General features: G+C 50.1%; 31 protein-coding genes. All 31 read left to right on the plus strand.

Going from position 1 to position 24,274, the window contains the following annotated elements:
• Nucleotides 1-2 precede the first annotated feature (2 nt).
• Entirely contained in the window at nt 3-449 is a 447-nt protein-coding gene (locus ACJJIO_RS17960) for a terminase gpA endonuclease subunit (protein ID WP_444911010.1), read from the plus strand.
• 66 nt (nt 450-515) lie between these two features.
• Complete coding sequence (locus tag ACJJIO_RS17965; RefSeq protein WP_444909316.1) at nt 516-734, plus strand: DUF6148 family protein; 219 nt, start codon at nt 516-518, stop codon at nt 732-734.
• Nucleotides 731-2,215, plus strand: a complete 1,485-nt coding sequence (locus tag ACJJIO_RS17970) for a phage portal protein (RefSeq protein ID WP_444909317.1) — start codon at nt 731-733, stop codon at nt 2,213-2,215. The genes ACJJIO_RS17965 and ACJJIO_RS17970 overlap by 4 nt, the downstream gene beginning before the upstream one ends.
• A gap of 9 nt (nt 2,216-2,224) precedes the next feature.
• A complete protein-coding gene (locus ACJJIO_RS17975) occupies nt 2,225-4,267 on the plus strand; it encodes a ClpP-like prohead protease/major capsid protein fusion protein (RefSeq protein WP_444909318.1) in 2,043 nt (680 codons plus the stop codon).
• Nucleotides 4,268-4,365: 98 nt separating this feature from the next.
• Nucleotides 4,366-4,737 (plus strand): capsid cement protein, encoded by a 372-nt coding sequence (locus ACJJIO_RS17980; RefSeq protein ID WP_444909319.1) that lies wholly within the window; start codon nt 4,366-4,368, stop codon nt 4,735-4,737.
• Between the two features lie 7 nt (nt 4,738-4,744).
• The gene (locus ACJJIO_RS17985) at nt 4,745-5,044 is read left to right on the plus strand and encodes a head-tail joining protein (RefSeq protein WP_444909320.1); all 300 of its coding nucleotides are present in this window, start codon (nt 4,745-4,747) and stop codon (nt 5,042-5,044) included.
• A gap of 211 nt (nt 5,045-5,255) precedes the next feature.
• Nucleotides 5,256-5,573: a hypothetical protein gene (locus tag ACJJIO_RS17990; RefSeq protein ID WP_444890038.1), complete on the plus strand. Its 318-nt coding sequence runs from the start codon at nt 5,256-5,258 to the stop codon at nt 5,571-5,573.
• A gap of 102 nt (nt 5,574-5,675) precedes the next feature.
• A complete protein-coding gene (locus ACJJIO_RS17995) occupies nt 5,676-6,032 on the plus strand; it encodes a hypothetical protein (protein ID WP_444909321.1) in 357 nt (118 codons plus the stop codon).
• Between the two features lie 169 nt (nt 6,033-6,201).
• Nucleotides 6,202-7,263: an exonuclease/endonuclease/phosphatase family protein gene (locus ACJJIO_RS18000; protein ID WP_444909322.1), complete on the plus strand. Its 1,062-nt coding sequence runs from the start codon at nt 6,202-6,204 to the stop codon at nt 7,261-7,263.
• Between the two features lie 163 nt (nt 7,264-7,426).
• Nucleotides 7,427-7,750 carry a hypothetical protein gene (locus ACJJIO_RS18005; RefSeq protein WP_444909323.1) on the plus strand — a complete coding sequence of 108 codons (324 nt, stop codon included), beginning with the start codon at nt 7,427-7,429 and terminating at the stop codon, nt 7,748-7,750.
• An 89-nt stretch (nt 7,751-7,839) separates the two neighbouring features.
• Nucleotides 7,840-8,103, plus strand: a complete 264-nt coding sequence (locus ACJJIO_RS18010) for a hypothetical protein (RefSeq protein WP_444909324.1) — start codon at nt 7,840-7,842, stop codon at nt 8,101-8,103.
• Between the two features lie 166 nt (nt 8,104-8,269).
• The gene (locus tag ACJJIO_RS18015) at nt 8,270-8,980 is read left to right on the plus strand and encodes a hypothetical protein (RefSeq protein ID WP_444909325.1); all 711 of its coding nucleotides are present in this window, start codon (nt 8,270-8,272) and stop codon (nt 8,978-8,980) included.
• Between the two features lie 102 nt (nt 8,981-9,082).
• A complete protein-coding gene (locus tag ACJJIO_RS18020; protein WP_444909326.1) occupies nt 9,083-9,475 on the plus strand; it encodes a hypothetical protein in 393 nt (130 codons plus the stop codon).
• 51 nt (nt 9,476-9,526) lie between these two features.
• Nucleotides 9,527-10,000, plus strand: coding sequence for a phage tail tube protein (locus tag ACJJIO_RS18025; protein WP_444909327.1), 474 nt, complete (start codon nt 9,527-9,529; stop codon nt 9,998-10,000).
• Between the two features lie 10 nt (nt 10,001-10,010).
• Nucleotides 10,011-10,370 carry a phage tail assembly chaperone family protein, TAC gene (locus ACJJIO_RS18030; RefSeq protein WP_444909328.1) on the plus strand — a complete coding sequence of 120 codons (360 nt, stop codon included), beginning with the start codon at nt 10,011-10,013 and terminating at the stop codon, nt 10,368-10,370.
• 20 nt (nt 10,371-10,390) lie between these two features.
• A complete protein-coding gene (locus ACJJIO_RS18035; protein ID WP_444909329.1) occupies nt 10,391-10,654 on the plus strand; it encodes a phage tail assembly protein T in 264 nt (87 codons plus the stop codon).
• Between the two features lie 62 nt (nt 10,655-10,716).
• Nucleotides 10,717-12,915, plus strand: coding sequence for a phage tail length tape measure family protein (locus ACJJIO_RS18040; protein ID WP_444909330.1), 2,199 nt, complete (start codon nt 10,717-10,719; stop codon nt 12,913-12,915).
• Entirely contained in the window at nt 12,915-13,508 is a 594-nt protein-coding gene (locus ACJJIO_RS18045) for a DUF2460 domain-containing protein (RefSeq protein ID WP_444909331.1), read from the plus strand. The genes ACJJIO_RS18040 and ACJJIO_RS18045 overlap by 1 nt, the downstream gene beginning before the upstream one ends.
• Complete coding sequence (locus tag ACJJIO_RS18050) at nt 13,505-14,449, plus strand: phage/gene transfer agent baseplate hub protein (RefSeq protein ID WP_444909332.1); 945 nt, start codon at nt 13,505-13,507, stop codon at nt 14,447-14,449. Before ACJJIO_RS18045 ends, ACJJIO_RS18050 begins: the two co-directional genes overlap by 4 nt.
• A complete protein-coding gene (locus ACJJIO_RS18055; protein ID WP_444909333.1) occupies nt 14,449-14,892 on the plus strand; it encodes an NlpC/P60 family protein in 444 nt (147 codons plus the stop codon). Before ACJJIO_RS18050 ends, ACJJIO_RS18055 begins: the two co-directional genes overlap by 1 nt.
• On the plus strand, nt 14,880-15,800 hold the full coding sequence (locus ACJJIO_RS18060) for a hypothetical protein (protein WP_444909334.1): 921 nt from the start codon (nt 14,880-14,882) through the stop codon (nt 15,798-15,800). Before ACJJIO_RS18055 ends, ACJJIO_RS18060 begins: the two co-directional genes overlap by 13 nt.
• Nucleotides 15,797-16,732: a hypothetical protein gene (locus ACJJIO_RS18065; protein WP_444909335.1), complete on the plus strand. Its 936-nt coding sequence runs from the start codon at nt 15,797-15,799 to the stop codon at nt 16,730-16,732. Before ACJJIO_RS18060 ends, ACJJIO_RS18065 begins: the two co-directional genes overlap by 4 nt.
• A gap of 1 nt (nt 16,733) precedes the next feature.
• Nucleotides 16,734-17,321, plus strand: a complete 588-nt coding sequence (locus ACJJIO_RS18070; protein ID WP_444909336.1) for a hypothetical protein — start codon at nt 16,734-16,736, stop codon at nt 17,319-17,321.
• A gap of 27 nt (nt 17,322-17,348) precedes the next feature.
• Nucleotides 17,349-18,524, plus strand: coding sequence for a phage tail protein (locus ACJJIO_RS18075; RefSeq protein ID WP_444909337.1), 1,176 nt, complete (start codon nt 17,349-17,351; stop codon nt 18,522-18,524).
• The gene (locus ACJJIO_RS18080) at nt 18,428-18,901 is read left to right on the plus strand and encodes a hypothetical protein (RefSeq protein WP_444909338.1); all 474 of its coding nucleotides are present in this window, start codon (nt 18,428-18,430) and stop codon (nt 18,899-18,901) included. The genes ACJJIO_RS18075 and ACJJIO_RS18080 overlap by 97 nt, the downstream gene beginning before the upstream one ends.
• Before the next feature lie 16 nt (nt 18,902-18,917).
• A complete protein-coding gene (locus ACJJIO_RS18085; protein ID WP_444909339.1) occupies nt 18,918-19,358 on the plus strand; it encodes a DUF2793 domain-containing protein in 441 nt (146 codons plus the stop codon).
• A 272-nt stretch (nt 19,359-19,630) separates the two neighbouring features.
• Nucleotides 19,631-20,503: an RbmA family biofilm matrix protein gene (locus ACJJIO_RS18090; RefSeq protein WP_444909340.1), complete on the plus strand. Its 873-nt coding sequence runs from the start codon at nt 19,631-19,633 to the stop codon at nt 20,501-20,503.
• Nucleotides 20,504-20,599: 96 nt separating this feature from the next.
• Nucleotides 20,600-21,469, plus strand: a complete 870-nt coding sequence (locus ACJJIO_RS18095; RefSeq protein ID WP_444909341.1) for an RbmA family biofilm matrix protein — start codon at nt 20,600-20,602, stop codon at nt 21,467-21,469.
• A 149-nt stretch (nt 21,470-21,618) separates the two neighbouring features.
• On the plus strand, nt 21,619-21,924 hold the full coding sequence (locus ACJJIO_RS18100; protein ID WP_444911011.1) for an IS3 family transposase: 306 nt from the start codon (nt 21,619-21,621) through the stop codon (nt 21,922-21,924).
• A 483-nt stretch (nt 21,925-22,407) separates the two neighbouring features.
• Nucleotides 22,408-23,061 carry a hypothetical protein gene (locus ACJJIO_RS18105; protein ID WP_444909342.1) on the plus strand — a complete coding sequence of 218 codons (654 nt, stop codon included), beginning with the start codon at nt 22,408-22,410 and terminating at the stop codon, nt 23,059-23,061.
• Nucleotides 23,062-23,182: 121 nt separating this feature from the next.
• Nucleotides 23,183-24,028, plus strand: a complete 846-nt coding sequence (locus tag ACJJIO_RS18110; protein ID WP_444909343.1) for a CPBP family intramembrane glutamic endopeptidase — start codon at nt 23,183-23,185, stop codon at nt 24,026-24,028.
• The last annotated feature ends 246 nt before the right edge of the window (nt 24,029-24,274 follow it).

Genomic DNA, 24,274 nt, shown 5'->3' on the forward strand with positions numbered 1-24,274 from the left:
TGATGGCAATTAAGGGCGATAGTAGAGACTTTGGCAGCAAAGAAATATTTTCACATCCAAGGAAAGCAGAGGTTAGTAACCCAACGCGCACTACTAAAGCCGATCGCCATCAAGTGAAGTTGTACATGGTGGGCACCCACAAGGCTAAGGATCTTATTGCCAGGCGATTGTTAGGCACCAGCGCTTATATGCACAGCTGCAAGCATGTGCGTCAGGATTACTGGGAGCAGGTCACCGCTGAAGTAAAAGCTCCAAGCAAAAAATATTCAGGAAGGGAAATTTGGCAGAAAAGACCTGGAAAGAGTAATGAAGGGCTAGATACCGAGGTCTATGCCCTACACGCGGCCTATTCCATGGAAGTACAAAAAAAGACTGAGAAAAAATGGTCAATTCTTGAGGCGCGTCTAGGCCAGCGCACGTTGTTTAGTGAACCTGATCAATCCCCATAATCCAATCAATCTACTAGAAAACCACCCCGGCCAGCACAGCCTGTTGGCTCCTTACTGGATAGTTAAATGTCTAAAACCCCGCAAGAGATGGTCGACCTCTATATTGAGGCCGAAATAGACGTGCTCGCCGGTAAAACCACGGTGATTAACGGCCGCCAATTTACCGCGGAGAACCTGCAGGAAATCCGTTCAGGTCGGCAGGAGTGGGAACGCCGCGCACAGCAAGAACAACTCAAGGCTACCGGCAAACGCCGCGGACCCGCCTACGCGAACTTTTACTCATGAACAAACTGGATTCTGTTATCGGGTTCTTTGCACCCGAGGCCGCTTTACGTCGCGTGCAAGCTCGCCGCGCCCTGGAGATCGCCGCCGCCTATGAAGCCGCGCGACCCAGTCGCCTGCGGAAAAACCCCGGTGATAACCGCAGTGGGGATTTAGTCATTGAAGGCAGCGTGGAAACCCTGCGCGGCCAGGCCCGGCACCTGGAGCAAAACCACGATTTTGCCTTTGGCATTCTCACTACCCTGACCAACAACATCGTCGGCCCGCGCGGTATCGATGTGGAGTTCCAACCTAAAACCTGGGATGGCGATATTCACGAAGGTCTCGCCAGCCAAATGAATGAGGCTCACAAGGAATGGGCGCGTCGCCTGGAATGTACCCGGCAGTTCAGCTGGGGCAAATCCCAGCGGCTTTTGTGCAATACCTGGCTGCGCGATGGCGAAACCCTACTGCGGCACCTGCAGGGCACAGTGCCCGGTTTAAAGCACCGTACCAATGTGCCTTACACCATCGAATGCCTGGAACCGGATTTTCTGCCGGTGGATTACAACGATCCCAGCAAACGCATAGTGCAGGGCATTGAGAAATCCGCCTGGGGCGAAGCCAAGGCATTTTGGCTCTACGACGAGCACCCCGGTGCCTCACTGAACTGGCGTATGAAACGCAGGCGCCACAGTGCGGAAAATATCGAACACCTGAAATTTGTGCGCCGGCTGCACCAGAGCCGAGGGGTTTCCATCTTTGCAGCGGTAATGAATCGCCTCAACGATATTAAAGACTATGAAGAAAACGAGCGCGTTGCCGCCAAGATTGCCTCGGCCATGGTGGGTTTTATACAAAAGGGCAGCCCTGATACTTATGAGCATGATGATGCTTGGGATAGTGAAGGAAAGCGCATTCTCGATATCCGTGCCGGCGCCATCTATGACGATCTCCGCCCCGGGGAATCTGTCGGCACCATTCAAAGTAATCGCCCAAGCGGTCTGCTAACGCCATTTTTAGAAACCATGCACCGCATGGCTGCTGCCGGCACCATGGCCAGCTTTAGCGGTATCAGCAAAAACTACAACGGTACTTATAGTGCGCAGCGCCAGGAACTGGTGGAGCAGTGGACCAATTACGAAACCCTCAGTCTGGAGTTCTGCGAGGAGATCGTGGAACCGGTCACCCGGCGCTGGGTGCAAATGGGTTTATTAGCAGACACTTTTCAAGTACCCGCTGATGTCGACCCGGCCACCCTGATGCACGTCGATTTTATTACTCCGGTCATGCCCTGGATTAATCCAGCCCACGAAGCCAGCGCCGATGAAACCCTGCTGGAAAATGTTCTGGTCAGCCCGCAGCAGACCATTCGCCGCCGAGGCAAAAAACCTGATGACGTTGTTAAACAAACCGCTGCTTGGCAGAGGAAGTTGGAAGAGAACGGAATCACCACCCCAAGCAAACGCGCTGCGGTCCCCGCAGGAAATACTGAATCCGAGTAGGAAACTGCTATGCCCAAAAAATCTTGGTACAGCATTACCGCTGCTGCAAATGCGACTGAAGCCGATATCTATCTGTACGATACCATCGGTTATTGGGGGGTAACGGCAAAAGACTTTGCCCGAGATCTCAAAGCGCTAGGCGATGTCAGCAAGATCAATCTGCATATCAACTGCCCCGGTGGGGATGTGTTCGATGGCACCGCCATTTACAACCTGCTCAAAGATCACAAAGCCGAGGTGGAAACCTGGATTGAAGGCATCGCAGCCAGTATGGGCAGTGTGATCGCCTTAGCCGGGGACACGGTTCATATCGCTGAGAATGCCTATTACATGGTGCACAACCCCAGCGCCGGTGTGCGAGGCGATGAGCGCGCCCTGGAAAAAACCAAGAGCCTGCTGGCCAAAGTCAAAACCACCATGAAAAGCCTGTATTCCTCACGCACCGGTATGTCGGATGAGGAAATCAGCCAAGTGATGGATGACGAAACTTGGTATACCGGCGCCGAAGCCGTGGAAGCGGGTTTTGCTACCGACACCACCGCAGCAATGGAAATGGCTGCCAGCTTTAATGCCGATCACTTAAACCAGTTCAAAAATACCCCGCAAGCTATTAGTGCTTTGGTTATGCAGGGGCCCACTGAATTTAAATTCCCGTCTGCGGTTGCAGACAATCCCCCCAAAACCAAGGAGGCGCAAGCCATGACTACAACCACCTCCACCATGCCAGCTGCAACCGCTGCACCCGAGGTTACCCCAGAAATGAAAGCGCAGATTGCTGCCGATGCCAGAGCACAATTTGCAGTGGATGAGGAAAAACGCAAAGACACTATCAAAGCCGTTTTTAAGGGATTCGAGGCGCACAGTGTTGTTATGCAGGAATGTCTCAATGATATGGACTGCACCGCTGAAAAGGCCAAGGATAAACTGCTCACAGCCCTGGGTAACCAAACCCCAACCCCAGTGCAAAGCTACAGCGTAGTGGTGCAGGAAGGTGAGGGTATCAAGCGTATTAAGGCGGATGCTGAGAATGCCATTGCCATGCGTGCCTTTGATGAGAAACGCACCGAAGGCAACAGTCTGGCCGGCTATACCATGCTGGAAATTGCCCGTATGTTTATGCACGCCCACGGACAGAATTTAGCGGGCCTGGATAAAATGGGCGTGGTTGCCGCAGCGTTTATCCATAGCTCTGGTGACTTCGCTACCGTCCTGGGCAATATTGCTAATAAATCGATGCTGAAGGGCTACTCGGAAGCCCAGGAAGTATTCCCGCAGTTTACCGCCACTGGAAATTTAAGCGATTTCAAGATAGCTACTCGTACGGATCTTGGCACCTTCCCCTCATTGCGCCAAGTAGCACCCGGAGCAGAATTTAAATATGTAAGTATCGGAGAGCGCGCCGAAACTGCCGCGCTGGCTACTTACGGTGAACTCTTCTCCATTACTCGCCAGGCGATTATCAATGACGATCTGGGAGCCTTTACCCGCATCCCGCAAAAGATGGGCCTTGCTGCTATTCGCACAGTGGGAGACCTGGTGTTCAGTATCCTGATCAATAATCCACAAATGGCCGATGGCAAGGCCTTATTCCATACCGATCATGGCAACCTAGCTACTAAGGCAGGTATCAATACAGCCAGCATCGATGCCGCGCGGGTATTGATGGGTAAACAGAAGGACGGTACCGCTTTCCTAAATATCCGTCCCAAATTCCTGCTGTGTGATATTGCCGACGAGGGTGCCGCAAAGGTTGCGCTGGAGTCAGAATTTGAAGTTGGAGCTGCTGAGAAATCCAACACTGTACCCAACAGCGTGCGCAATATTGCCAGCGTGATCTCCGATGGTCGCCTTAGCGGACACAATGGCTGGTACCTCAATGCCGACCCAGTAGCGCACGACACTATCGAAGTGCTTTACCTGGATGGCCAGCAAACCCCAGTACTGGAGCAGCAAAACGGCTGGAATATCGACGGGGTAGAATTCAAAGTGCGCCTGGATGCCGCTGCGAAAGCCTGGGATGCAAAAGGCATGGTGAAAACACCTAAGACCTAATACCCAGCTCAAACCGAATCAAACCTTAAAGAATCCGAAAAGGGCCGCACATCGCGGCCTTTTTGCTTACAGTAATTTACTCAATTGAGAGAAAGAGAATGGCTACTAATTTTGTGCAAGACGGGCGCATGCTGGATTTCACCAACAACACGAGTGCATTGATTGCCTCAGGCCAGGTGCTAGCAGTAGGCGCAGTGCTGGGCGTGGCGATGGATGATATTGCCGTGGGTGAGTCCGGTGTGATTGCTATTGAAGGCGTATTCACTGTGCCCAAGGTATCCGGTGCAGTGATTGGCCAGGGCGAGTTGCTCACCTGGGATGTATCCGCAGCTGCCTTTGACGATAGTACTGCAACAGCCGCAACCGGCGATATCACTGGCCCCACCGCCTTTGCCGCCGAAGCTGCCGGCGATGGCGTTACCAGCCTAGCGGTCAAATTTACCGGCGTACCGGGCACCGTGAAGGTCTAGGTGATTTATGGACCTGGACCAACGAACCGCAGAACGTGCGTTTCGCAAGTGGGGCAAGCCCGCTACCTATACAGACGGTAGCGGTGCTGAGCCAATTGATTGCCGCGTGATCAAGGATCAAGAGATTGACGACTTCGATGAGGATGAGCGTGTGCGGGTGCCGCGTATTGAGTTAAGCCTGCTGGTGAGTGAGGTAGGGGCTTACAACTCCGAGGCGGTGGTTACGCTTGGCGGTGTGGAGTATGCAGTGCGCAAGCGGTTGTTGGATGATGGGGTTGTTTGGCGGGTGTTGGTAGCTGAGTTATGAGGTGCATTTTGTGGCGACTTTATAATTAGAGGAGAAGCTGAGAGAATGGCAGAGCTGTACTGAAACCGATTTACATTCAATTTTCTTTCTGTCTATCAGAATGTATCGACCGTTTTTTTTAGTTTATCTAAGGGGAAGGGGCGAGATATAAGGTTGATAGATGTGAAGAGGTTTCTTGGAGCATATCGTTATTTTCTTTTGAGTATAAGTTATGAAATACGTATTATTTTTTATTCTTCTAATCTTTCATGCTCAGGCATCTGCCGCTTGGATATACAACACTAAAATTGTCGATGTTCGCTGGTATACAGATTATGGCTATATAACCGTTGAGAATGATGATGCATCTCAGTGTCCTGGAGCGCAGCCAACAAAGTACAAAAGGCTAGATGAGTCAAATCATGGGCATGAAAAAATAATTAGTATGGCATTGGCGGCAATGATGGCAAATAAGGAAATAGATTTGAATGTAAATGGTTGTTTTGAGGGTGAGTTCCCTGTAGTTACGGGAATAATTGTAAAGTCGTAATGCTGTAGATCGCGACAGCTTAATGTATGTAGTTGTGTGCATTTTTTTGGTAGTGTGAAAGAATATATCTTTCAAGAGTTTATGAGATGAGGTGCTCTGTTTATGCTAAATAAAATTTTATTTGTTATTTCCGGTTTGGTAGCTCTTTCTACTTTCCCTATGCAATCGTATGCATATTTAGAGTGTGGATATATTGATGTTAAAGGCATCACTGTGCAAGCGAATCGTGATAATGGTAGTGCTTACGCGAACACAATGCGTATTCACGTAAATTACCAAGGAGATTGCGTTGGTGTTAAATATGCATATCTTAAAAACTCAGAGTCATCTTACGCAAGTATTTTGTCTACTCTGCTAACTGCGCAGGCTTCAGGAAAGAAGGTAAGTGTAAATGTAAAAGAGTCTAGCGGTATCGCCTCTGATGCTCATGAAATTGAGTGGGTTAGTATTTGGGAGTAATGCTGTTAATTAAATTGTCACCCGTATCGCGCGGCGAACCTAGCAAGTAGACTTTATAGTGGTTGAATGTCTGTTTATTGTTGGTGTTCTAGGAGTGAGATATTTGAATGGCAGGTTAAGGCTTAATGGCTTATATGTTGGTTATGGATTTATTTGTTGAGTGCTTATAGTGAGAAAAATACAAAGTCTATTGTTTCCGTTTGTGCTTATTACCCTGTCTTTATCCGCAGTTAGTCTCCAGGCGGCAAGTTTTAAAGTGGTGAGCCATAATGTATGGTCTGGGTTTACTTCATTTTACGACTTAAATGTAGATGAGAAGCCGGAAAATCCCTTTAAGTTAAGTTGTGCGGATGATTACTATAAGTATAGAGGGAGGTTTGAAGCATATTTAAATTATTTGAGTGAAGAAGTGGTAAAGGATGAAGATTTTATTATTGCTTTTCAGGAAATGGACAACAAAACTAAGAGGGCATGCGGTGATAAATTTTCATTGACTCAGGAGATTGATGAGTATTTTTCACCGGGAGTCGAAAATCGTTTTTTAGGGTTGGTGCCAATGGATGGTGGGAAGGGTTATGATAACTCTCAATCTCACGGTGCAGCTGCAGGGGTTTATAATGGAAATGCAATTGTAACAAGCCCTAATGTTCTTGATACTAAGTATAAGACGGTTAGAGAAGTGGAAAGAGTGGATGGGAGCAAATTTTTGCGAGGATACATCGCAACTCTATTGGAAATTGAGCCAGGAAAGCAGCTTTGGTTTGTAAATATTCATGCTACTCATCATGATACCGATAAGAATCTGGCAGTTGACGATGCACGGAAAATGTTGACTGAAATGAAGGTTGTATATGAGGAGACGCCTAGGCCAATAATATTTGCTGGAGATTTTAATATTAAATTTGGCACGGAATACTATGATCAATTGATAGATTTGTTTGAAAAGCACTTCGAGGGAACGATCGAGGCCACACAACCAATAAACAAGACATACCATTACAAGATAAAAGATTCCGTTGGTGGCGGAAATACTTTGAAGGATAGTCATAAGATAGACTATATTTTTTACTATTCGCCAGGTGGTCAAATCAAACAAAAAGTATTGCCTGCTGGAGCCTTAAATAAGCATCCGATTCCTGTTATGTCTGCAGGGGCGAAAGATGCTTTATGTATTGATGGGGAATGTTTTCCGGATCATAAGTTAATATATGCTGAGTTTTACTGGCCCTAGCTTTTTATTGGTGGGTATAAATAGAAATGCTAGAAGTAAGCTTTCGATCCAATGAGGCTAGAGTATAGGGGGTATATCATGTTGCTGGTTGTGGTTTCTTGTTGTCATAGTTGAATTGATTGGTTTTAGTATTGATAATGTTGGATGGTTGAATGAGGTTGATATGAAGAAAGTTATATTTACAGCTGTGGCTTGCCTAGTTTCAATTGATGCTTTGTCACTTGGCAATGATAATTATTATAAAGTTGAGCATGTATATTCTTGGAAGAATGGTGAGGTTCATGTTTGGCTCGAAAAAAATGGTGGGGAGCATGTATGTCCAGATCAGACATATCCCACAAGATATTTGATGAGTCGAGAAAAGGCTATTGAGTTTGATCAAAAATTTTCATTGTTAGTTACTGCTAAGACTTCTGGGCAGGGAGTGAAAATGGAGTATACCTGTGATGAAACAAATAGACCCTGGATAGACTCAATCCGCTTTTAGATTTTGAAGAATCTGTTTGTAGTAATACAAATACCAAAACCCGCTCCAGCGGGTTTTTTTTGTGCCCAAAATTCCTGGAGTGCGTCCCAATGACCCAACGCATAACAATCCGCGATGCCGTTTTAAGCAATCTAAAAACCCTATCCGGCTACAACTTTCCCTCAGCTGGAAGCACTGAAGGCATCGAGCGGGAAAAGCTGCCGGCAATCTTTGTGGGTTTTACTTCGGAACAAGCAGAACAGGAGTTCTCAGGCACTACCCGCCAGCAGGATCTTATGGTAGCGATAGTGGTACACAGCCGGGGGATATCTATGACTTACTGGATCAGGCTGCGGCAGAGATTGAGGGAGTAGGATTAATTTCTGGCGGATAAGACCAGTTGCAGTCCCCTGGGTGGCTTGATAAAACTTTAAAATTGACATGGTAAGGTTTGGGTGATGTATGATGAAATAAGTCATGATATGGGTGTGGACCTGACCTCCAGTGGTTGATGTCGGTTGTTGAAGTCAAGGAGATGTAATGAAGTTTATTCCTATTTTAGTTGTAATGTTATTTGTGATCGGTTGTGAATCTGCGAGCATTACTCATAGAATTTCTGGTGAATATCGACCTCTAAGCAAGGTTGGAATTGTATTTAATTCCAGTGACGATGTGTGTTTATTTGGTAAAAAATACTCAGACATTTTTAATCATAGAGAAGTTGTTGTGGGTACAAGTATTCCTTACTTACAGACTTTGGGGTTGGATGCGACGGAAGTAGATATTCGAGATTATGGGGCCAATTCCGAAGTTTTGACTGTACGACATAAGCGGTCGAATACTGCGGAAGTTTTAGATATCAATCGTGTCGCATTTGGAAAAATCATGAATGATTTTGACCTTCTCCTAGTTATGGAGCATGGTTCGATCACGGGGAATTGGCTGCAGGGCGATTGCTTCGGAGCAATTAGTATCAAGCCACGCGAGTTTTATAATCAATATGGGTCATATGCCTTAACACCTGACTCCAATGATATGGCTTACTCACCACCCATTATGTGGATTTTTAAGAGGGGTCAGTACGAAAGCAAAGGTGTTGGGGTTTATTTTCATAGAGTAAAGGGAGTCCCCTTTCCTTATGAAAATCCAACAGATGAAAGTGGAATTGATCAATTCCTTTCATTTTACCAGGAGGTTATTGAAACTGAATTGAATAAAGCATTTATAGGCCTGCGACAAGCTAATAACTAAACTCATGAATAGGTGGGCAGTGTAAAGATACTGTCGAATTATTGATGCCCCAAACCCGCACCAGCGGGTTTTTTTATGCCCAAAATTCCTGGAGTAATCCCAATGACCCAACGCATCACCATCCGCGATGACGTTCTAAATAACCTGAAAATCCTATCCGGCTACAACTTCCCCTCAGCGGGCACCACGGAAGGCATCGAGCGGGAAAAACTGCCGGCCATTTTTGTGGGCTTTGCCACAGAACAAGCAGAACAGGAACTCTCGGGTACTACCCGCCAGCTGGATCTTGTCGTTTCGGTGGTGGTGCACAGCCGGGGAGATATCTATGAACTGTTGGATCAGGCTTCTGAGGATGTAGAGGGCGTCCTGCAGGATCGAACCCTGGGGGGTACCTGTGAAATTTTTGCGCTCTCACAAACCGGTTTCGCCTTAGATCAGGATCACCCGCTGGGCGAGGTGCGCCTGACCTATACCGCCCAATATTCCACTGAATGACGCACCCCTGCGTCGGACTTTCATTTCTATTAAAGCAACGGGAGAACCCCTATGTCTCAATTGGCTCAGGGCACCAATATCTATTTTATCGACCCGGCAGATGACTCTGTGAAGAAAGTGACCGGGCTGAACTCTTTTAACCCCGGCGGCAATCCGGCGGATCAGCTCGACGATACCTCTCTGGAGGACTTGGATAAAAAATTCAAACGGGGCCTGCGTACACCGGGGCAGGCGTCGGTGGGCCTCAAAATTGATCCGAGAAATGCGGTCCATAAACGCCTGCATGAGTTGTCCCAGGATGACACCGTGGAAAATATGAAATGGGCGGTGGGTTGGAGTGATGGCACCGAGGCGCCCACGGTGACAACCGGCGAGTGGACCTTACCAACTACGCGCACCTGGTTCACCTTTGAGGGCTATGTGGCCGACTTCCCCTTTGATTTCCAGCAGAACAGTCTGGTCACTGGTGAAATGTCGATCCAGCGCAGCGGCGGTTCCGCCTGGACGGTTAAGTCTTCAACTTAAGGGCGTAACTATGGAATTATCCATCGAATCCCTGCAGCAGCAGGGGGCTTTTTCCGGTGCGCCTGTGAAGCGTTCCATTACCTGGAAGCAGGGTGAACAGGAGTTGTCGGCAACCGTTTATGTCCGCCGACTCTCTTATCACAGCGCCGTCAGTGATGTGGCGGCGCTGCGTGGTGAGGGGGATGTGATTGCCGGGCGGATCGCTGCCTGTATTGTCGATGCCGAGGGCAAGCCGGTGTTTACCCCGGCGGATATTACCGGTGAGGCAGACCCGCAGCGCGGCCCGCTCAGTGCGAATCTGACCCAGGCCCTGCTATTGGAAATCGGCGCGGTCAATAATCTGGGAAAGACGCCCAGCTCAGCGAGCTAGACGAACTCTGGCATGAGTTGGTGCTGAATGGTATCGGCGGTTGCACCATCGCCGAGGCCCAGCAGCGACTCAGCTATGAAGAGGTGCAACGCTGGGCACTCTACCGCAAAAAACGCGGCTCCCTACATCCGGGGATGCGAATCGAAAGGTCATCGGCACTACTCGCCACACTCTATGCCAATACCCATCGCGGTAAAGGCACCCCCGTAAAAATTACCGACTTTATGCCCCACGAGGAAGAGCCAGAGCTGTCGCTGCAAGAGGCGATGAAAAGCTGGTCCTAGGGGCCAGTGGATAGCTATGTCTAAAAAGCCTGGGCACATTAACGCTGGATTTAATCGCCAAAGTGGGCGGCTTTGAAAGGGGACTGGATAAGGCCACCCGCCATACGAATAAACGTATGCGGGAAATTAAAAAGAGCAGCCAAACCGCCGCACGGGCTATCGGGGCTGCCTTTGCCGCGATTGGTGCGGCAGTGGGCGCCAAGGAGATTATTGAGGCCACTATCCGCCAGGAAAACGCCATACGTCAGCTGGAAGCGCGCCTTAAATCCACCGAGGGTGCGGCCGGCCTCTCCTCGGAGGAATTGCAAAACCTCGCCGGCACCATGCAGCAGCTCACTACCTTTGGCGATGAAGCTGTGATGGAAATGGAAGCGTTGCTGCTGACCTTTACCAATATCCATGGCGAGGTATTTAAAAGGGCTACCCCGGCGATTCTGGATATGTCCGTGGCCATGGGTACGGATCTGCGTTCCTCGGCAGTACAGCTGGGCAAAGCGCTAAATGATCCAATTAAGGGTATTTCAGCCCTGAGCCGTACCGGTATTCAGTTTACCGACGCGCAGAAAAGCACTATTGAAGCCCTGGTGGAATCCGGTCGCATTGCTGAGGCGCAGGGGCTGATCCTTGAAGAGCTGGAAAAGCAATTTGGTGGCGCTGCCGAGGCGGCTGCCGATACTTTTGGTGGGGCATTAAAGCAGGCCCAGAACGCCTTTGGCGATCTGCTCGAATCCGAGGGCGGGCTCAATGAGGGGAAAGCGGCCCTGCAGGAGCTGACTGCACTATTGCAAGATCCGGCTACCAAGAAGGCGGCTGCTGCGCTTACCAATGGTCTGATTAAAGGCTTTACCGCAGTTTCCAAAGTGGTCACCGATACGGTGAACACGGTTCAACATCTGGCCGACGAATTCGCCGCAATTACTGTGGGCATCCATGCCGACGATATTGTACGCCTGGAGCGGGACGCTCAACGCATTCGCGACGTGCTGGATAGCAATGACCTCGGCCAGCGCCTGCGCTTCTTCGGCCCTAAAGGCGTGGTGGAATATTGGAATGATGAGGAATTAAAAGCGGAGCTGGCGCGGCTGGAATCCGCGATTGATACCTATTACAAACCGCGCTCAAAAATTACCGGAAACTCATCACCGGCTCCCGCCGGGCTAGTGGAAAATACCAGCCTGGTTACTGATGCGAACCCGGAGGGCGAGCTACTTCCGCCAGTAGATCACTGGCTGATTTTTAATGAGATGATCGAAGAACTCGGCACTGAATTTAAAGCCACCAAGGAAGAAGCCGAGGCCCTGCAGCGCAATCAGGAAGCCTATGCCGGCCTGCTGCGGGATCTGCGCACCGACGAAGAAGTGCTCACCGATCAGATGCGCGAGCGCCTGGCCATCGTCGATGCCATGGCCGGCCTGACCGAAGAGCAGCGAGCTAGCACCCTCGGCCGTATCGCCGACGCGGCCACCGAAGACGGCCCAACCCTGGGCGGTTTCGGCAGTGGTGAGGATGTTGAAGCCGCGCGCACCGAGCTGGAAGACTGGTATTCCACTCAACTGCAAATGCAGGAGCAATTCCGCAGTGAGCGCGCCGACCTCAATGCCACCTGGGATGAAGAGGAATTATCCCTGCGGCAGCAGTACGAAGAACGCCTTACCGAAATCACCCAGGCTAATGAAGAGCTACGTCGCCAGCAGCAGCTGGATGGTTACAGCGTATTGATGCAAGTGGCCTCGGATTATTACTCAGGCATGGAGGGCGAAGAGGCGGCCTATATGCGCGCGGCTCTTTCTATCGGCGGGGCCTTGCTGGATGAGAAAAAACGCAATGCCCTGCAGAGCGTAATCGCTAATACCCAGGATGCCGCCATGGGTGCTTATAACGCGATGGCCTCTATTCCCTATATCGGCCCGGTATTGGGTGCAGCGGCAGCCGGTGCGGTCTATGTCACCGGCGGTTTAGCTGCGGCAAAAATTACCGGTATGGCCCACGACGGTATCGATGCCGTGCCGGAAGACGGCACCTGGCTGTTGCAAAAAGGCGAGCGGGTAACCACCTCGGAAACCAGCGCAAAACTGGACCGCACCCTGACCATGATTCAAGCGGGTATGCACAGCGGTGGTGGTGCAGGGGATTACAGCCGCCCGGTTTCCATGACGCAGAATATTCGCGTCGATGGCACGGTAAATAATCGCACTGCCACACAGCTCGCCCGCGAGAGCGAGCGTAAACAACGGATAAACCGCAGGAGGCTCGGCTCTTAATGTTTAATGAAAGTCGCCTGCTGGAAAAAGTGGCCTACGGTTCCGAATACGGCCACCGCTATAAAACCGATATCAAAGAATTACGCAGCGGGGTAGAGCGCCGCAATGCGGAGTGGGAGCGCCCGCTGGGCCGTTACTCGGTGCTGTTTAAAAACCTGGATTATGCCGACCATCAAATCGTGGTCGCCGCCCATCACGCCTGCATGGGTGCCCTGATTGGTTTTCGTTTTAAAGACGCCAGCGATTTTGAAGCGGAGCGGGAAGTGATTGGTTTCGGTACTGGCAGCAGTGAGAGCTACCAGCTGGTAAAAAAATATATATTCGGTGCTTTTTCCTATCAACGAAAAATAGCGAAGCCGGTGATCGGCCGGGTAACCATTTTTGCCGATGGCAATCCGGTGGCCGCCAGTATCGACTACACCACGGGCCAAGTGCAGCTCAGCGCCGATAACGATGCGGAAATTACCTGGAGCGGGGAATTCGATGTGCCGGTGCGCTTTGAGGATGATGAGATCGGTTTCAGTATCGACAATCGCCACCAGGCAATGCCGGTACTGAATGGCAATGTGGAACTGCTGGAGATTCGCCTGTGAGACAGATTCCCCCAGCACTCCAGGCCCACCTGGACAGCGGCGTCACCACGCTGTGCCGCTTATTAAAAATCACCCTCACCGATGGCCGCCAGTTTGGCGCCACTACTCTGGACCGCGATATCGAGTTTGAAGGGCTCACCTATTACGCGCAGAACGGTTTTGATTCCAGCATTATTGCCAGCGATACCAGTTTCGATGTGGACAACGCCGAGGGCTATTCGCTGTATAGCACCGACGTGCCCGGTATCACCGTAGCCATGGCAGAGCGCGGCGAATTGGACGGGGCGGAGTGGGCCATGGTTCTGGTGAATTACCGCGATCTGTCAATGGGTGCGCTGTTATTGGATGGCGGTGATGTGGGCGAGGTGCGCACCGCGCGCAATACGGTCTTTATGCCGGAATTACTCAGCTACGCCATGCGCCTGCGCCAGTCGATCGGCCATGTGGATTCCGTCACCTGCCGCGCGATTTTTGGCACCCCGGCCAATTCCCAGACCGGTTGCGGTGTGAATGCGGAAGCCCTGTGGCAGTCCGCCACCGTCACTGCTGTTAATGCTGATGAGCCAAAAGTCACCTATGTGGTGGGCAATATTGCCAGCCTGTCCACCGCCGCCAAGCGCTGGCGAGTGCGTTGGAAAAGCGGCAATAACATCTCCTCGCGCCTGTATCAGGTGGAAGCAGTCGATACTGCCAGTGGGCAGATCACCCAGATAGAACCATTGCCGTTTGCGGTAGCCGTGGGTGATCAATTAGAGATCCGCCCGGACTGCGACAAGACCTTTTCTGTCTGCCGCGATGTGTACGGCAATCACCTGGATTTTAAGGGTGAAAACCTAATTCCCATCGGCCAGGCCAGTGATACCCCCGGCGCCGGTGTGCCCGGCAGTACCGGTGGTGGCTCCTCTTACAATTCCAGAAATACCAGCCAGCAGCAACGCTAATGCAACAACAAAGAATCGACACACTGGCCTTTGCCCGCGGTCTGGTGGCTGCTGGTGTGCGCTGGCGCCACCGGGGCCGCACCGCCTGGGCGGTGGATTGCGTGGGTTTAATTGTGCTCAGCTTGCGCGCCGCCGGCCTGGAAATCGAAGATGAAAAACACTACGGCCGCGAGCCCTGGAAAGATGGCGTGCGCCGCAAAATGCGCGCGCGTTTCGGTGATCCTATTGCCGAGGATTTATGGCAGCCTGGTGATATCGCCGTTTTTAAAAGTCCGCAGCGCAGCGATCCCAGCCATGTGGGTTTTCTTGGCGATTACCCGCTTGGAAGCTCCGCTGATTTCTCCTTAATCCATGCCCACGCCGATCAGGATTGCAGAGAGCATGTATTGGATGCGCGCTGGCGCCGGCTACTGGTGGAGGTGTACTCGCCATGGGCGCTTTAATATTCGGCACCACTACGATTCAAGGGCGCAAGTTCGACAAGATCCAACTGCAGACCAGCAAGGCTGGGGTGCCGCGTCAGATTATTTTTGGGCGGGTAAAGCCGGTGATCGGCAATATTATCGCCACCACGCCGCCAAAAATTGTTAAGAAAAAACAAAAGCAAAAAAGCGGTAAAGGCGGCGGTAAGACCGAAGTCGTTAATGAAGAGGTTTATAGAACCTACGCCATTCGCATTTGCGAAGGCCCTATTACCGGTATCTGCAAAGTCTGGCGCAACAACGAATTAGTTTATGACCGCGACAGCGCTGACCCCACGCAGATCGATAATAACCAGGCGTTTTTACAGCTAGCCGAGTTTTTCCTCGGTGGCTTTAAACAGATGCCCTCGGCAGTACTGCAGGCCGCCTTTGGTATCAGTAACGTACCCGCGCATCGCGGCACCTGTTACCTGGTGATCGATAACGAAAACCTCACCAGTACCGGCGGTGCCATTCCGCAGTATGCGTTTGAAGTGGAGCGCTCTGAGGGTTTTACCCTTACTAGCAAGCCTTACCCGCTGGAGTCTGTGGATGCACTGGGTGCGGAGTTTGCCGAGGTGCGGCCCGCACCCGGTGCTGCAGTCCGTGACAACCTCACAAGCAGCCTGGTACAGGTCTCTGGTGAGCTGCGTCCCACTTTGCGTAGCTATGACCACTACCCGGACGAAAAAATCGGGGCAGCATTTGTCGGCGTCGCCGGTGAGCTGCGCTCCACTTTACGTGGCTATGACCACGCCTCACCAGAAAAAATAGCGGCGTCACTGGTTGGGGTATCCGGCGAGCTGCGCCGCGCATTAATTACCTATGGCGATGCCAGTACAGAATCCATTACTGCAACATTTGCTGGCGTATCGGGAGACCTTCAATGATTCACACCCATAACCGCGTGCGCGGTTTTTACAAACTGGAAATCTTCAAGGCTGTGGAAACGCCAACGGGCTTGAAAGAAATTCCCGGCAGCCGCCAACGGTGTGCCGAGTTTGAAAATCTGATCACCGATATCGGCTTAAATCGGCTGGGTATAGATTCCATCAGTGAGGTTATGAGCTATTGCTATGTGGGTAGCGGTAGCGCGACCCCACAGACCAGCGATAGTGGAATGAATCAGATTGTCGGTGTTACTGGGGATGGCCAGAGCCAAAGCGGTGGGGTACAGACTACCCAGCAGCCTTATTTTGCTTATTTTTCCAATACGCTGCGCTTTTCCCCGGGGGACGCCGCGGGCAACTTGTCGGAAGTGGGTGTAGGTTGGAGTGGTAACAGTAACCCCTATGTCTTCTCCCGTGCACTGATACAAGATGCCGATGGTAACCCCGCGAGCCTTACCGTGCGTTCAGATGAATATTTGGATGTGACCTATGAGCTGCGCGTCTATCCAGACTTTTCTGATACCGGCGGGCAGATTACTCTCGATGGTGAGAGCTACAACTACACAGCCCGCCCAGCGGGTTTTAGCACCATCAACAATGGCGGGTGGGCTTTGGGGCGGGCTAACTCCTATGCTCAGGCGCCATTCGCGAAAACTGGTCAGCTGGGCGATGTAACGGGGTTTCCCGATGGCATTACAGGTGCTGGGGTCGCCCAACCTCTGGTCTATGCGGACAGCAGCCTGCAGGCCTCTGTGCAAAATTCTTGGGGCTTAAGCAACGGTAATATCGGCGGTATCCGCTCGCTTGTCACTTATATCGGTTGGACTTGTTGGCAAGTCCAGTTTGACCGCGTGAGTGATGGTGCCGCCATACCCAAAGATAGCAACAAAGTCCTGACCCTGACCTTTACCCACAGCTGGGCGCGAGGCTGAAATGGCGCTGCCTGAAAACACCTTATCGAGCCAGCCGGTAGCCAGCCCCTTTATCGGCGGCGCCGCCCTACCGGTGCGAAATATTACCGATTACCAGCGCGGCGGTATTGCCCTGCAAGATCCCAGCCGAGGGCTGAATTTCCAAACCTGGCGCGCGCGGGTATTGGAGGATGGCAAAGCCATCGTATTGGATGCCCAGCAGGTGCGGGCCAGCACGGTGATCACTGGTAACAATATCACCGAGGTCAGTCTGGCCTTCGACCAGAATATGCGCCCAGTGATTGCTTACGTAGAGGCCGGCACGGCCAAGCTGTACTGGTATGACTCCAGCCAGGGCGCCCAGGCAACAACAACCTTCGCGGGCTTTGTTACCCCACGGGTTTCCCTGGACGATAAGCGCAGCACCCAGACCGGCAATAGTGATGTCATTTTTGCCTACTTAAAAAACGGCAATCTCTACTATCGCCAGCAGCGCGACCGCTACGGCACTGAGTATCTGCTGGCCAGCAATGTGAACAGCCCCGGCCTGGTGAAAATCGGTATGAGCCGCAATTTCCGTTTCCAGTTTTTGCTGAAAAGTCCTGAATAGAAAACCTCAAATCACTCAGAGCGATTTATGCCTTATCCCCTCTATGCCGTGGTTGCAGAGATCTGCGAGCGCGCCGGCCTGCCGTTTGGCAAATTCGATACCACCCTGCTGGAGGGTTATGTCTCGGGGATACAGATCAGCAACGAGGCCCCCGCGTTCGAGCATATTCAGGAGCTGGCCAAGGCGTTCTTTTTTGATCCGGTCAATCGCGGCGATTCCCTGGTATTTACCCCGCGCGGTGCCGAGCTGGTAATGACCATCGACGAAAACGATTTGATCGGCGATAGCGACGACGAGAAAACCCGACGCTCCCCCGAGGAAATTGTGCGGGTTTTAAACCTGAACTATTACGATGCTGAAGGCGGTATCGATACCTGTAAGCAGACCAGTGATCGCAGCATCGATACACGTGGCGAGGGGGAAAAGAATATTGAAACCCCGCTGGTACTAGAGACCGACCAGGCCGCGCAGATCGCCGTGATTATGCACAAGGTGATGATCGAAGAGCAGCGCGGCGATTTTGAAATCACCCTGCCGGATAACTACTTAAAACTGACCCCCGGTGACGTGGTGCTGTTCCGTGGGGATCGTTGCCGAATTGATGAAGTTTCCCTGGATAACGGCGAGCAAAAATACAAACTGATCCACGACCGCAAAAGCGCCTATCAATCACAGGCCTTCGGCGTAGCTCCTATGGCCCCACCGGCCCCGGTGCAGCTGGTGCCGGGCTCTACGTATATCGAATTTATCGACGCGCCCATACTGGCCAGCGGTGATGATTTACAGCTGGGCTATTACGTGGCCATTGCCGGCAGCAACAGCGCCTGGGCCGGTGCCACAGTGGCTCTGTCCCTCGACGGGGGGCAGAACTATATAGAATCGGATAATACTGATATTGAAGCGGTGATGGGCGAGCTCACTACCAGCCTCGCCAGCCACAAGCGGGAAATCCCCGATACGCACAACCGCGTACAGCTACGCCTCTATGATAGTGGCGACGCGCTGGAAAACCGCACCTTGGCCGAGTTGTTAAACCGCCAGAATAGGGCGCTGATCGGCAATGAAATCGTCAGCTTTGGCGAGGCCGAAGAAATCAGCCCCGGCGTGTGGGAAATCGGTTATTTCCTGCGCGGGCGCCTCGGCACCGCACCAGCCAACCACCCGGCGGGCACGCGCTTTATATTACTGGAGCCAACACGCTGAATTTTATTCCCGCCGAGCGCTACAACCTCGGCCAGACACTCACCTTCCGCGCCACCAGTATTGGCAGTGGCAAAGAGACAACCACCAGCGGCACCTTCATCGGTGCCAGCCATACCGAACCCGCCCCGGCCAATCTCAATGCGCACCGCGCAAATGGCCAGCTGGTAATTCAATGGCTCGGAGTAGGGCGCCTGGGTGGCCGCGCCGCCTACGATCAAAGCCAGTTTTTTGCCGGCTACCGGGTAACGGTCAACGGCCAAAGCACAGACACCACAGCAACCACTTTATCCATTGCAGACCCAGGCACCGCCACGATTAAAGTCAGCCAGCTAAACAGTATCACCGGCCCAGGCCTGATGACACAAATCGGCATATAAGCAGGAACCAAACCCCATGAGCAACACACCCAATAACGGTATTCCCTACGCCCAGGAAGGCACCCTAGACCCCGCCGCCAGCCTTAACCAAGCGCTGGATACCACCGACACACTGCTACAGCTGGAAGTGCAGGCCATACAGAATGATCCACCGGGCTCTGCAAGCGATGGCGATCGCTATCTAGTTGCCGCAGGCACTGGCGCCTGGTCCGGAAAAGACGGCCAGCTCGCGCGCTATGTGGCAGACCCGGGCTACTGGCAATTTTTCCCCGCAAAAGTGGCCCTGAATAAGGCGGATGGTCTTCTGTATGTAAAAGGCAACAGCGGCTGGCAGATCGCCAACCGCCCCGCGACCTTGCCGCAGATTACTGGCGACACAAGCAGCGATTTGGCTGGGGTGGTTACGCAGATGTTAAGCGCGTTGAATGGGATTTATTGGGATAATCAGATTAGTTAGTCGTGTTGTTTTAGTTGTTGGCTTAGATGGTACGGATACTAAGGTAAAAATTTTGAGGTATAAGGAAATGATCGAATAGAATAATTCGAACATTTTTAGCCTACTGATTTTGAGGTTTGTGCTCTGTAAATCTATTTTTCGTAGTTTGGAGCTATCTAAGACGTGCGATAAATACCGATTACCAAAGCATGGGTCGCACTTAATCAGGATTGGGTTATAAAAAATGTTCGAAGTATTTTTGTGTCTCAAAATGTATGTAATGGAATGTAGTTTTGAAAAAATTGACAAATAGATCCCCTCGATACAAGGCTGTAGTGAAAAATTCTATCGCTGGTTTCTCTTTAATTTGCGCGTCGACATTAGTTCAGGCAGATACGATCAGTACAACAATAGATCTAGGTGAGCCGTATCCCTTCAGCTTCGAAGATAGAGTTGAGCATGAGGTGGATTTAGATATTGCCCATCAGTTTGATACCATTGAAAAAGTTTGTTTCAAAACTAAAGTTAAAGGCGGAAATGCTGACAGGATGGCTGTTATTGTAGGACCGGAATATGTTAAACCCTGCCATATGTCCTATGAGATATTGTATCCTATGTCTATGGTTTACACCGCCGATGATCCAACTCCGGAAAATCCCAACCCTGTCTCAGAGCTACAGGATGTTAGTCTCTGTTTAGATCAAAATTCTCTCTTGGCGAAACACCTTCTCGATGGGGAAGTTAAGTTTTCAATCGAAGCGGTTGATGGTTACGTAGAGTTCTGGGACGTTGAGCTAGTTGTCGAAGGTGAATCCTCTGACATCCAGTTGGCGATCGAAATTGATGAACCTGCTGAGTTTTCAGTTCCTTCTTATGGGGGAAGAGTTAATTATGATGCAAGTATTCGTAATTTAGACTATACGCAATCATTGGTTACATTCGAACAATGGAGTGTGCTCAAACTTCCCAATGGGACTAATTATCCCATTCATAAATCACGGGATGTCGTATTGAATTATTCTGAAGCAAAGGATTACACGCGAAATTACCTCAATATACCTGCTTGGTTTGAGGCTGGAGACTACGAGTTGACTTGGTATGTGGTTAATCCAAGCACCGGGAATCTGGTAGAGGACAGCCTGTATTTCACTAAAAGTGCTGACTAAGCTTTAAGCTCCTGGCAGGCTGGGACGCTCTTGTGTCCCAGCTACTCTATTTGGAAGAATTGTTATACTTCATAATATATTGAGTGAGTTGTTATTTTGAAAAAGCTGAGTATAAATCAACCTCTGCACAATACTGTGTTGAGAAAATCCATCGCTGGCTTTACTTTAATCTGCGCATCGGCATCCGTACAGGCAGACATGATCAGTGCCCCAGTACACCTGAGTGAACCGTATCCTTTCATGATGGAGGATGGAATTACTCATGAGGTGAAGTTAGACATTGGCTTTCAATTCAATAGTATTGAAAGGCTTTGTATCCAAGCTGAAGTTAATGGTGGAGATGCGGACTATGCAGGTTTCATAGTAGAAAATGAATCCCCAGGTTACCCGCCTGTAGTTAGTCAATGGATTTCGGTACCTTTATTTTATCCCATTATTCTCCCAACTCCAGAAAATCCTAATCCCATTAGGCAGTTGCAAGATTTCAATTATTGTATGGATGGCAATAATATATTACCAAAGAATCTTCTTGACAGAAAAGGTGAGATTAATTTCACTGTGTCCGGTGGCTATGTAGAGTTATCGGGCCTTAGATTGCAAGTTGAAGGTGATATCTCTGATACTCAGTTAACAATTGCACTTGACGAACCTGCCGAGTTTTCAGTTCCTTCTTACGGAGGGAGAGTCAATTATGATGCAAGTATTCGTAATTTAGATTCTACGCAATCTTTGGTGACACTCGAACAGTGGAGTGTACTTAAATTTCCCAACGGGGATAATTATCCCATCCATAAGTCACGGGATGTGGTGCTAAATTATTCTGAGGCGAAGGACTACACTAGAAATTATCTAAATATTCCTGCTTGGTTTGAGGCCGGAGATTATGAGCTAACCTGGTATGTCACTGACCCAAGTACCGGCGTTCGGGTGAAAGACAGTCTGTATTTCACTAAAAGTGCAGACTAAACGTTAAGCTTTCGGCAGGCTGGGGTGCCCTTGTGTCCCAGCTGTCTCGTTCTAATCATATTTAGCTCAGCCAGAGGTTCGGATCAGAACTAGGAATCAAAAGAACTTGTCAGTGGCTGGGAGTATCGCGCAGTGGCTATTATGATTGGCTGAAGAGGCCGCGATCAGAACGAAAATACCAAGATGATGATCTCAAGGTTCAGATTCAAAAGATTTCGGATGACTCTGCAGGGCGCTATGGTAGTCCAAGGATTTGGAAAGCCTTGCTGACCAAGGGCTATGAAGTTAGCCGTAAGCGCGTAGCCCGGCTGATGCAGGAATTAGGGGTCGTAGCCAGAGTTATGAGAGTGACATGTAGGGCACCAGGCATAATACGTTTCCTAGCCTCTGGGGAGAATCTTAGACCGGATGGAGCTGTGCCTAAAAGCGGGAATCAAGTTTGGGTGCTGACGTAACCATACCTTATGGCTAAGGGGCAGTGGCAGTACTTGTCAGTTCAGCGCTAGACTACCAATCACCAATGGAATATGAGCGAATAGCAAAATGAAATGTAGTGTGTCTGTTTTATCGGGGTAAGATCACATTATAAAGCATACTTCAGCTGCGCTGCAGCATGTTTTTGAATGCCGGTTATCGTGACGTTATTGTGGTGGTCATTTTTTAGATATTTTGTAGTTGCTGCAAGTATCAATCTCTAACTGGACACACTTCTCCAGAGAGTTTTTTTTCCAGCTGGTACCACAGTTTCATACAAGTGCCTTCGTTTTAAGTCGGCAAGCCCTGTAAGCCAGCAGCACCATAGTGGAAAGCCAATCAGATAGTTAATTGGTGGGGAAAGTATGGTATTTTCCCTGTAAATTTATCGGACAGTGGATAGCCAACGCTTCGCTTCGGCTACCCTTGCTAGCAGTGTTGGGCATCTAGAGGAGGCTTTGATATTGAAGTTATTGGTAAAATTTTTGACAGTTTTAATTTTTTCTGGATGCTCGACACTTAGCAAAACTATTAATTACGAAATAGAACCAACTTCTTTACTTAAAAGAACTTACGTTTTTGATTGGTGTGAAGAAAACCAAGCTACTTTGGGTTTATTTGGAGATCACTGTTTTGGAATTTATAATCCCCCTCTTTACTCTTACCCAGTAGATAAAGGATACCTTGTTATCTATCCACTTCTTGTAAGTCATAGGGAGATCGCTGCTGGCCCATTAGGACTACCGGTAATTCCTTTGGGTGGTAACAACGGATTGGAATCATCGGAGCGAAAGTTGTACTTTAGGTTTAGAACATACTCTGAGACTGATGATTTTAATGTTATACCATTAAAACTTATTGCTGTCAGTGCGGCAGGGGAAGGCTGTGAATTTTCCAAGAGTTCGGAGGATGATATCGGAGAAAAATATACCTGTATGCTCACTATAAATCAAAAGAGCATAAAATCTCTCAAAGTAAACTTGAAACTAAGTGATAATTCAGAAGTTGATATTTTGTATAAGTTATCAGAGTTTACTAGTTATCGGCCTGTAGTAGCTCCTAATGGTCCAGCTAGGGATGAAAAACCATTTATAATAATTGAAAAAAACGATGCCTAATAAACGTATAAACACGGATTCGTACTACTGTGACGCTTTTTGCTATTCCCTTCGGGGCAAAATCTCCCCAGTACTACTCACCGGTTATACGGGCGTAAGCTGTTGAACACACGGAGGTATGATGAGGGATAGAGATCAAGCATTAGTCTTTATCGTCTTGGTGCTTGCAATTAGTTGGAGCTTGGAGGCGTTCATCATCACCAGCGGGGGTGTCAGAAATTTCGGCCCGCTTTGGATAGTCGCCCTGATGTGCATCCCTGGCTCTCTTTCAATAGTGCTGAGACTCATCCTGAAATCGGGATATGAAGATGTCAGATTTCGGATCGGAAAGGGACGCTACTACGTCTATGCTGTAGCAATTCCATTCCTATTGGTATTGCTAACGGGTCTGGTATCTGCTGCAATCGATATCCGGCAATTTTCGCTGGTGTCATTGGAGCAACTGATCCAACTTAGCCCTGTTCTCCTGTCCGTCTTAGTGCTAGGCCTGATCGGCGCATTTGGGGAAGAACTCGGATGGCGCGGATTCCTATTGCCAAAGTTGGTAAGTGGTGGTGTTAAGAACCCCTATCTCGTCAGCGGACTTGTATGGGCGTTCTGGCATCTTCCACTCATTGCTTACGGAGGTTTCTATCAGACAGATTATACGTTGCTCATGGCGTTGATTTATGGCCTCGGTATTATCGCCATGAGCTTTGTATTCAGCGAGCTCAGAATGCGCTCTGGATCAGTCTGGGTTGCCACCATCGCCCACGCCGCTCACAATTTCTTCTTCCAGTTCGCGGCTCCTGTATTGCTTTTAACGGAACCGGGTTCGCGTTCAAAGCTTTGGGATATGGTGGCCAGCGATACTGGCTTGTGTATCGCAGTGTTCTATGCTATCGCGTACCTCGTTTTTCGTCATGTCGTTCGACGGGACAAGGCTTTTGATCGGTGTTTATCGCCAAAAGCCCCGATAAATCAGTAGCGGGCCTTGGCGGGGGTAAGCCACTGGGGCCAGTGCCTTTGGTGGTTAGGGTTTGTCGTTCCTACAAGGAGGTAGACCATGCCTTTGACCGCTCACGTTCAACAACTTCACCACGTTAATAATCTATGTGCCGGCCTGGAATGGGTGGTTGGCTGCCCCAATCAGAATGCGCGCACTGCCTTGCTGTAGCTGATTGGTGAGGAAATGGGGGAAACCCTGCAGGGCGTTATTTTCGGCGTTGAGGCA

It is taken from the genome of Microbulbifer mixtoriginis (SeqCode) (assembly GCF_052467235.1).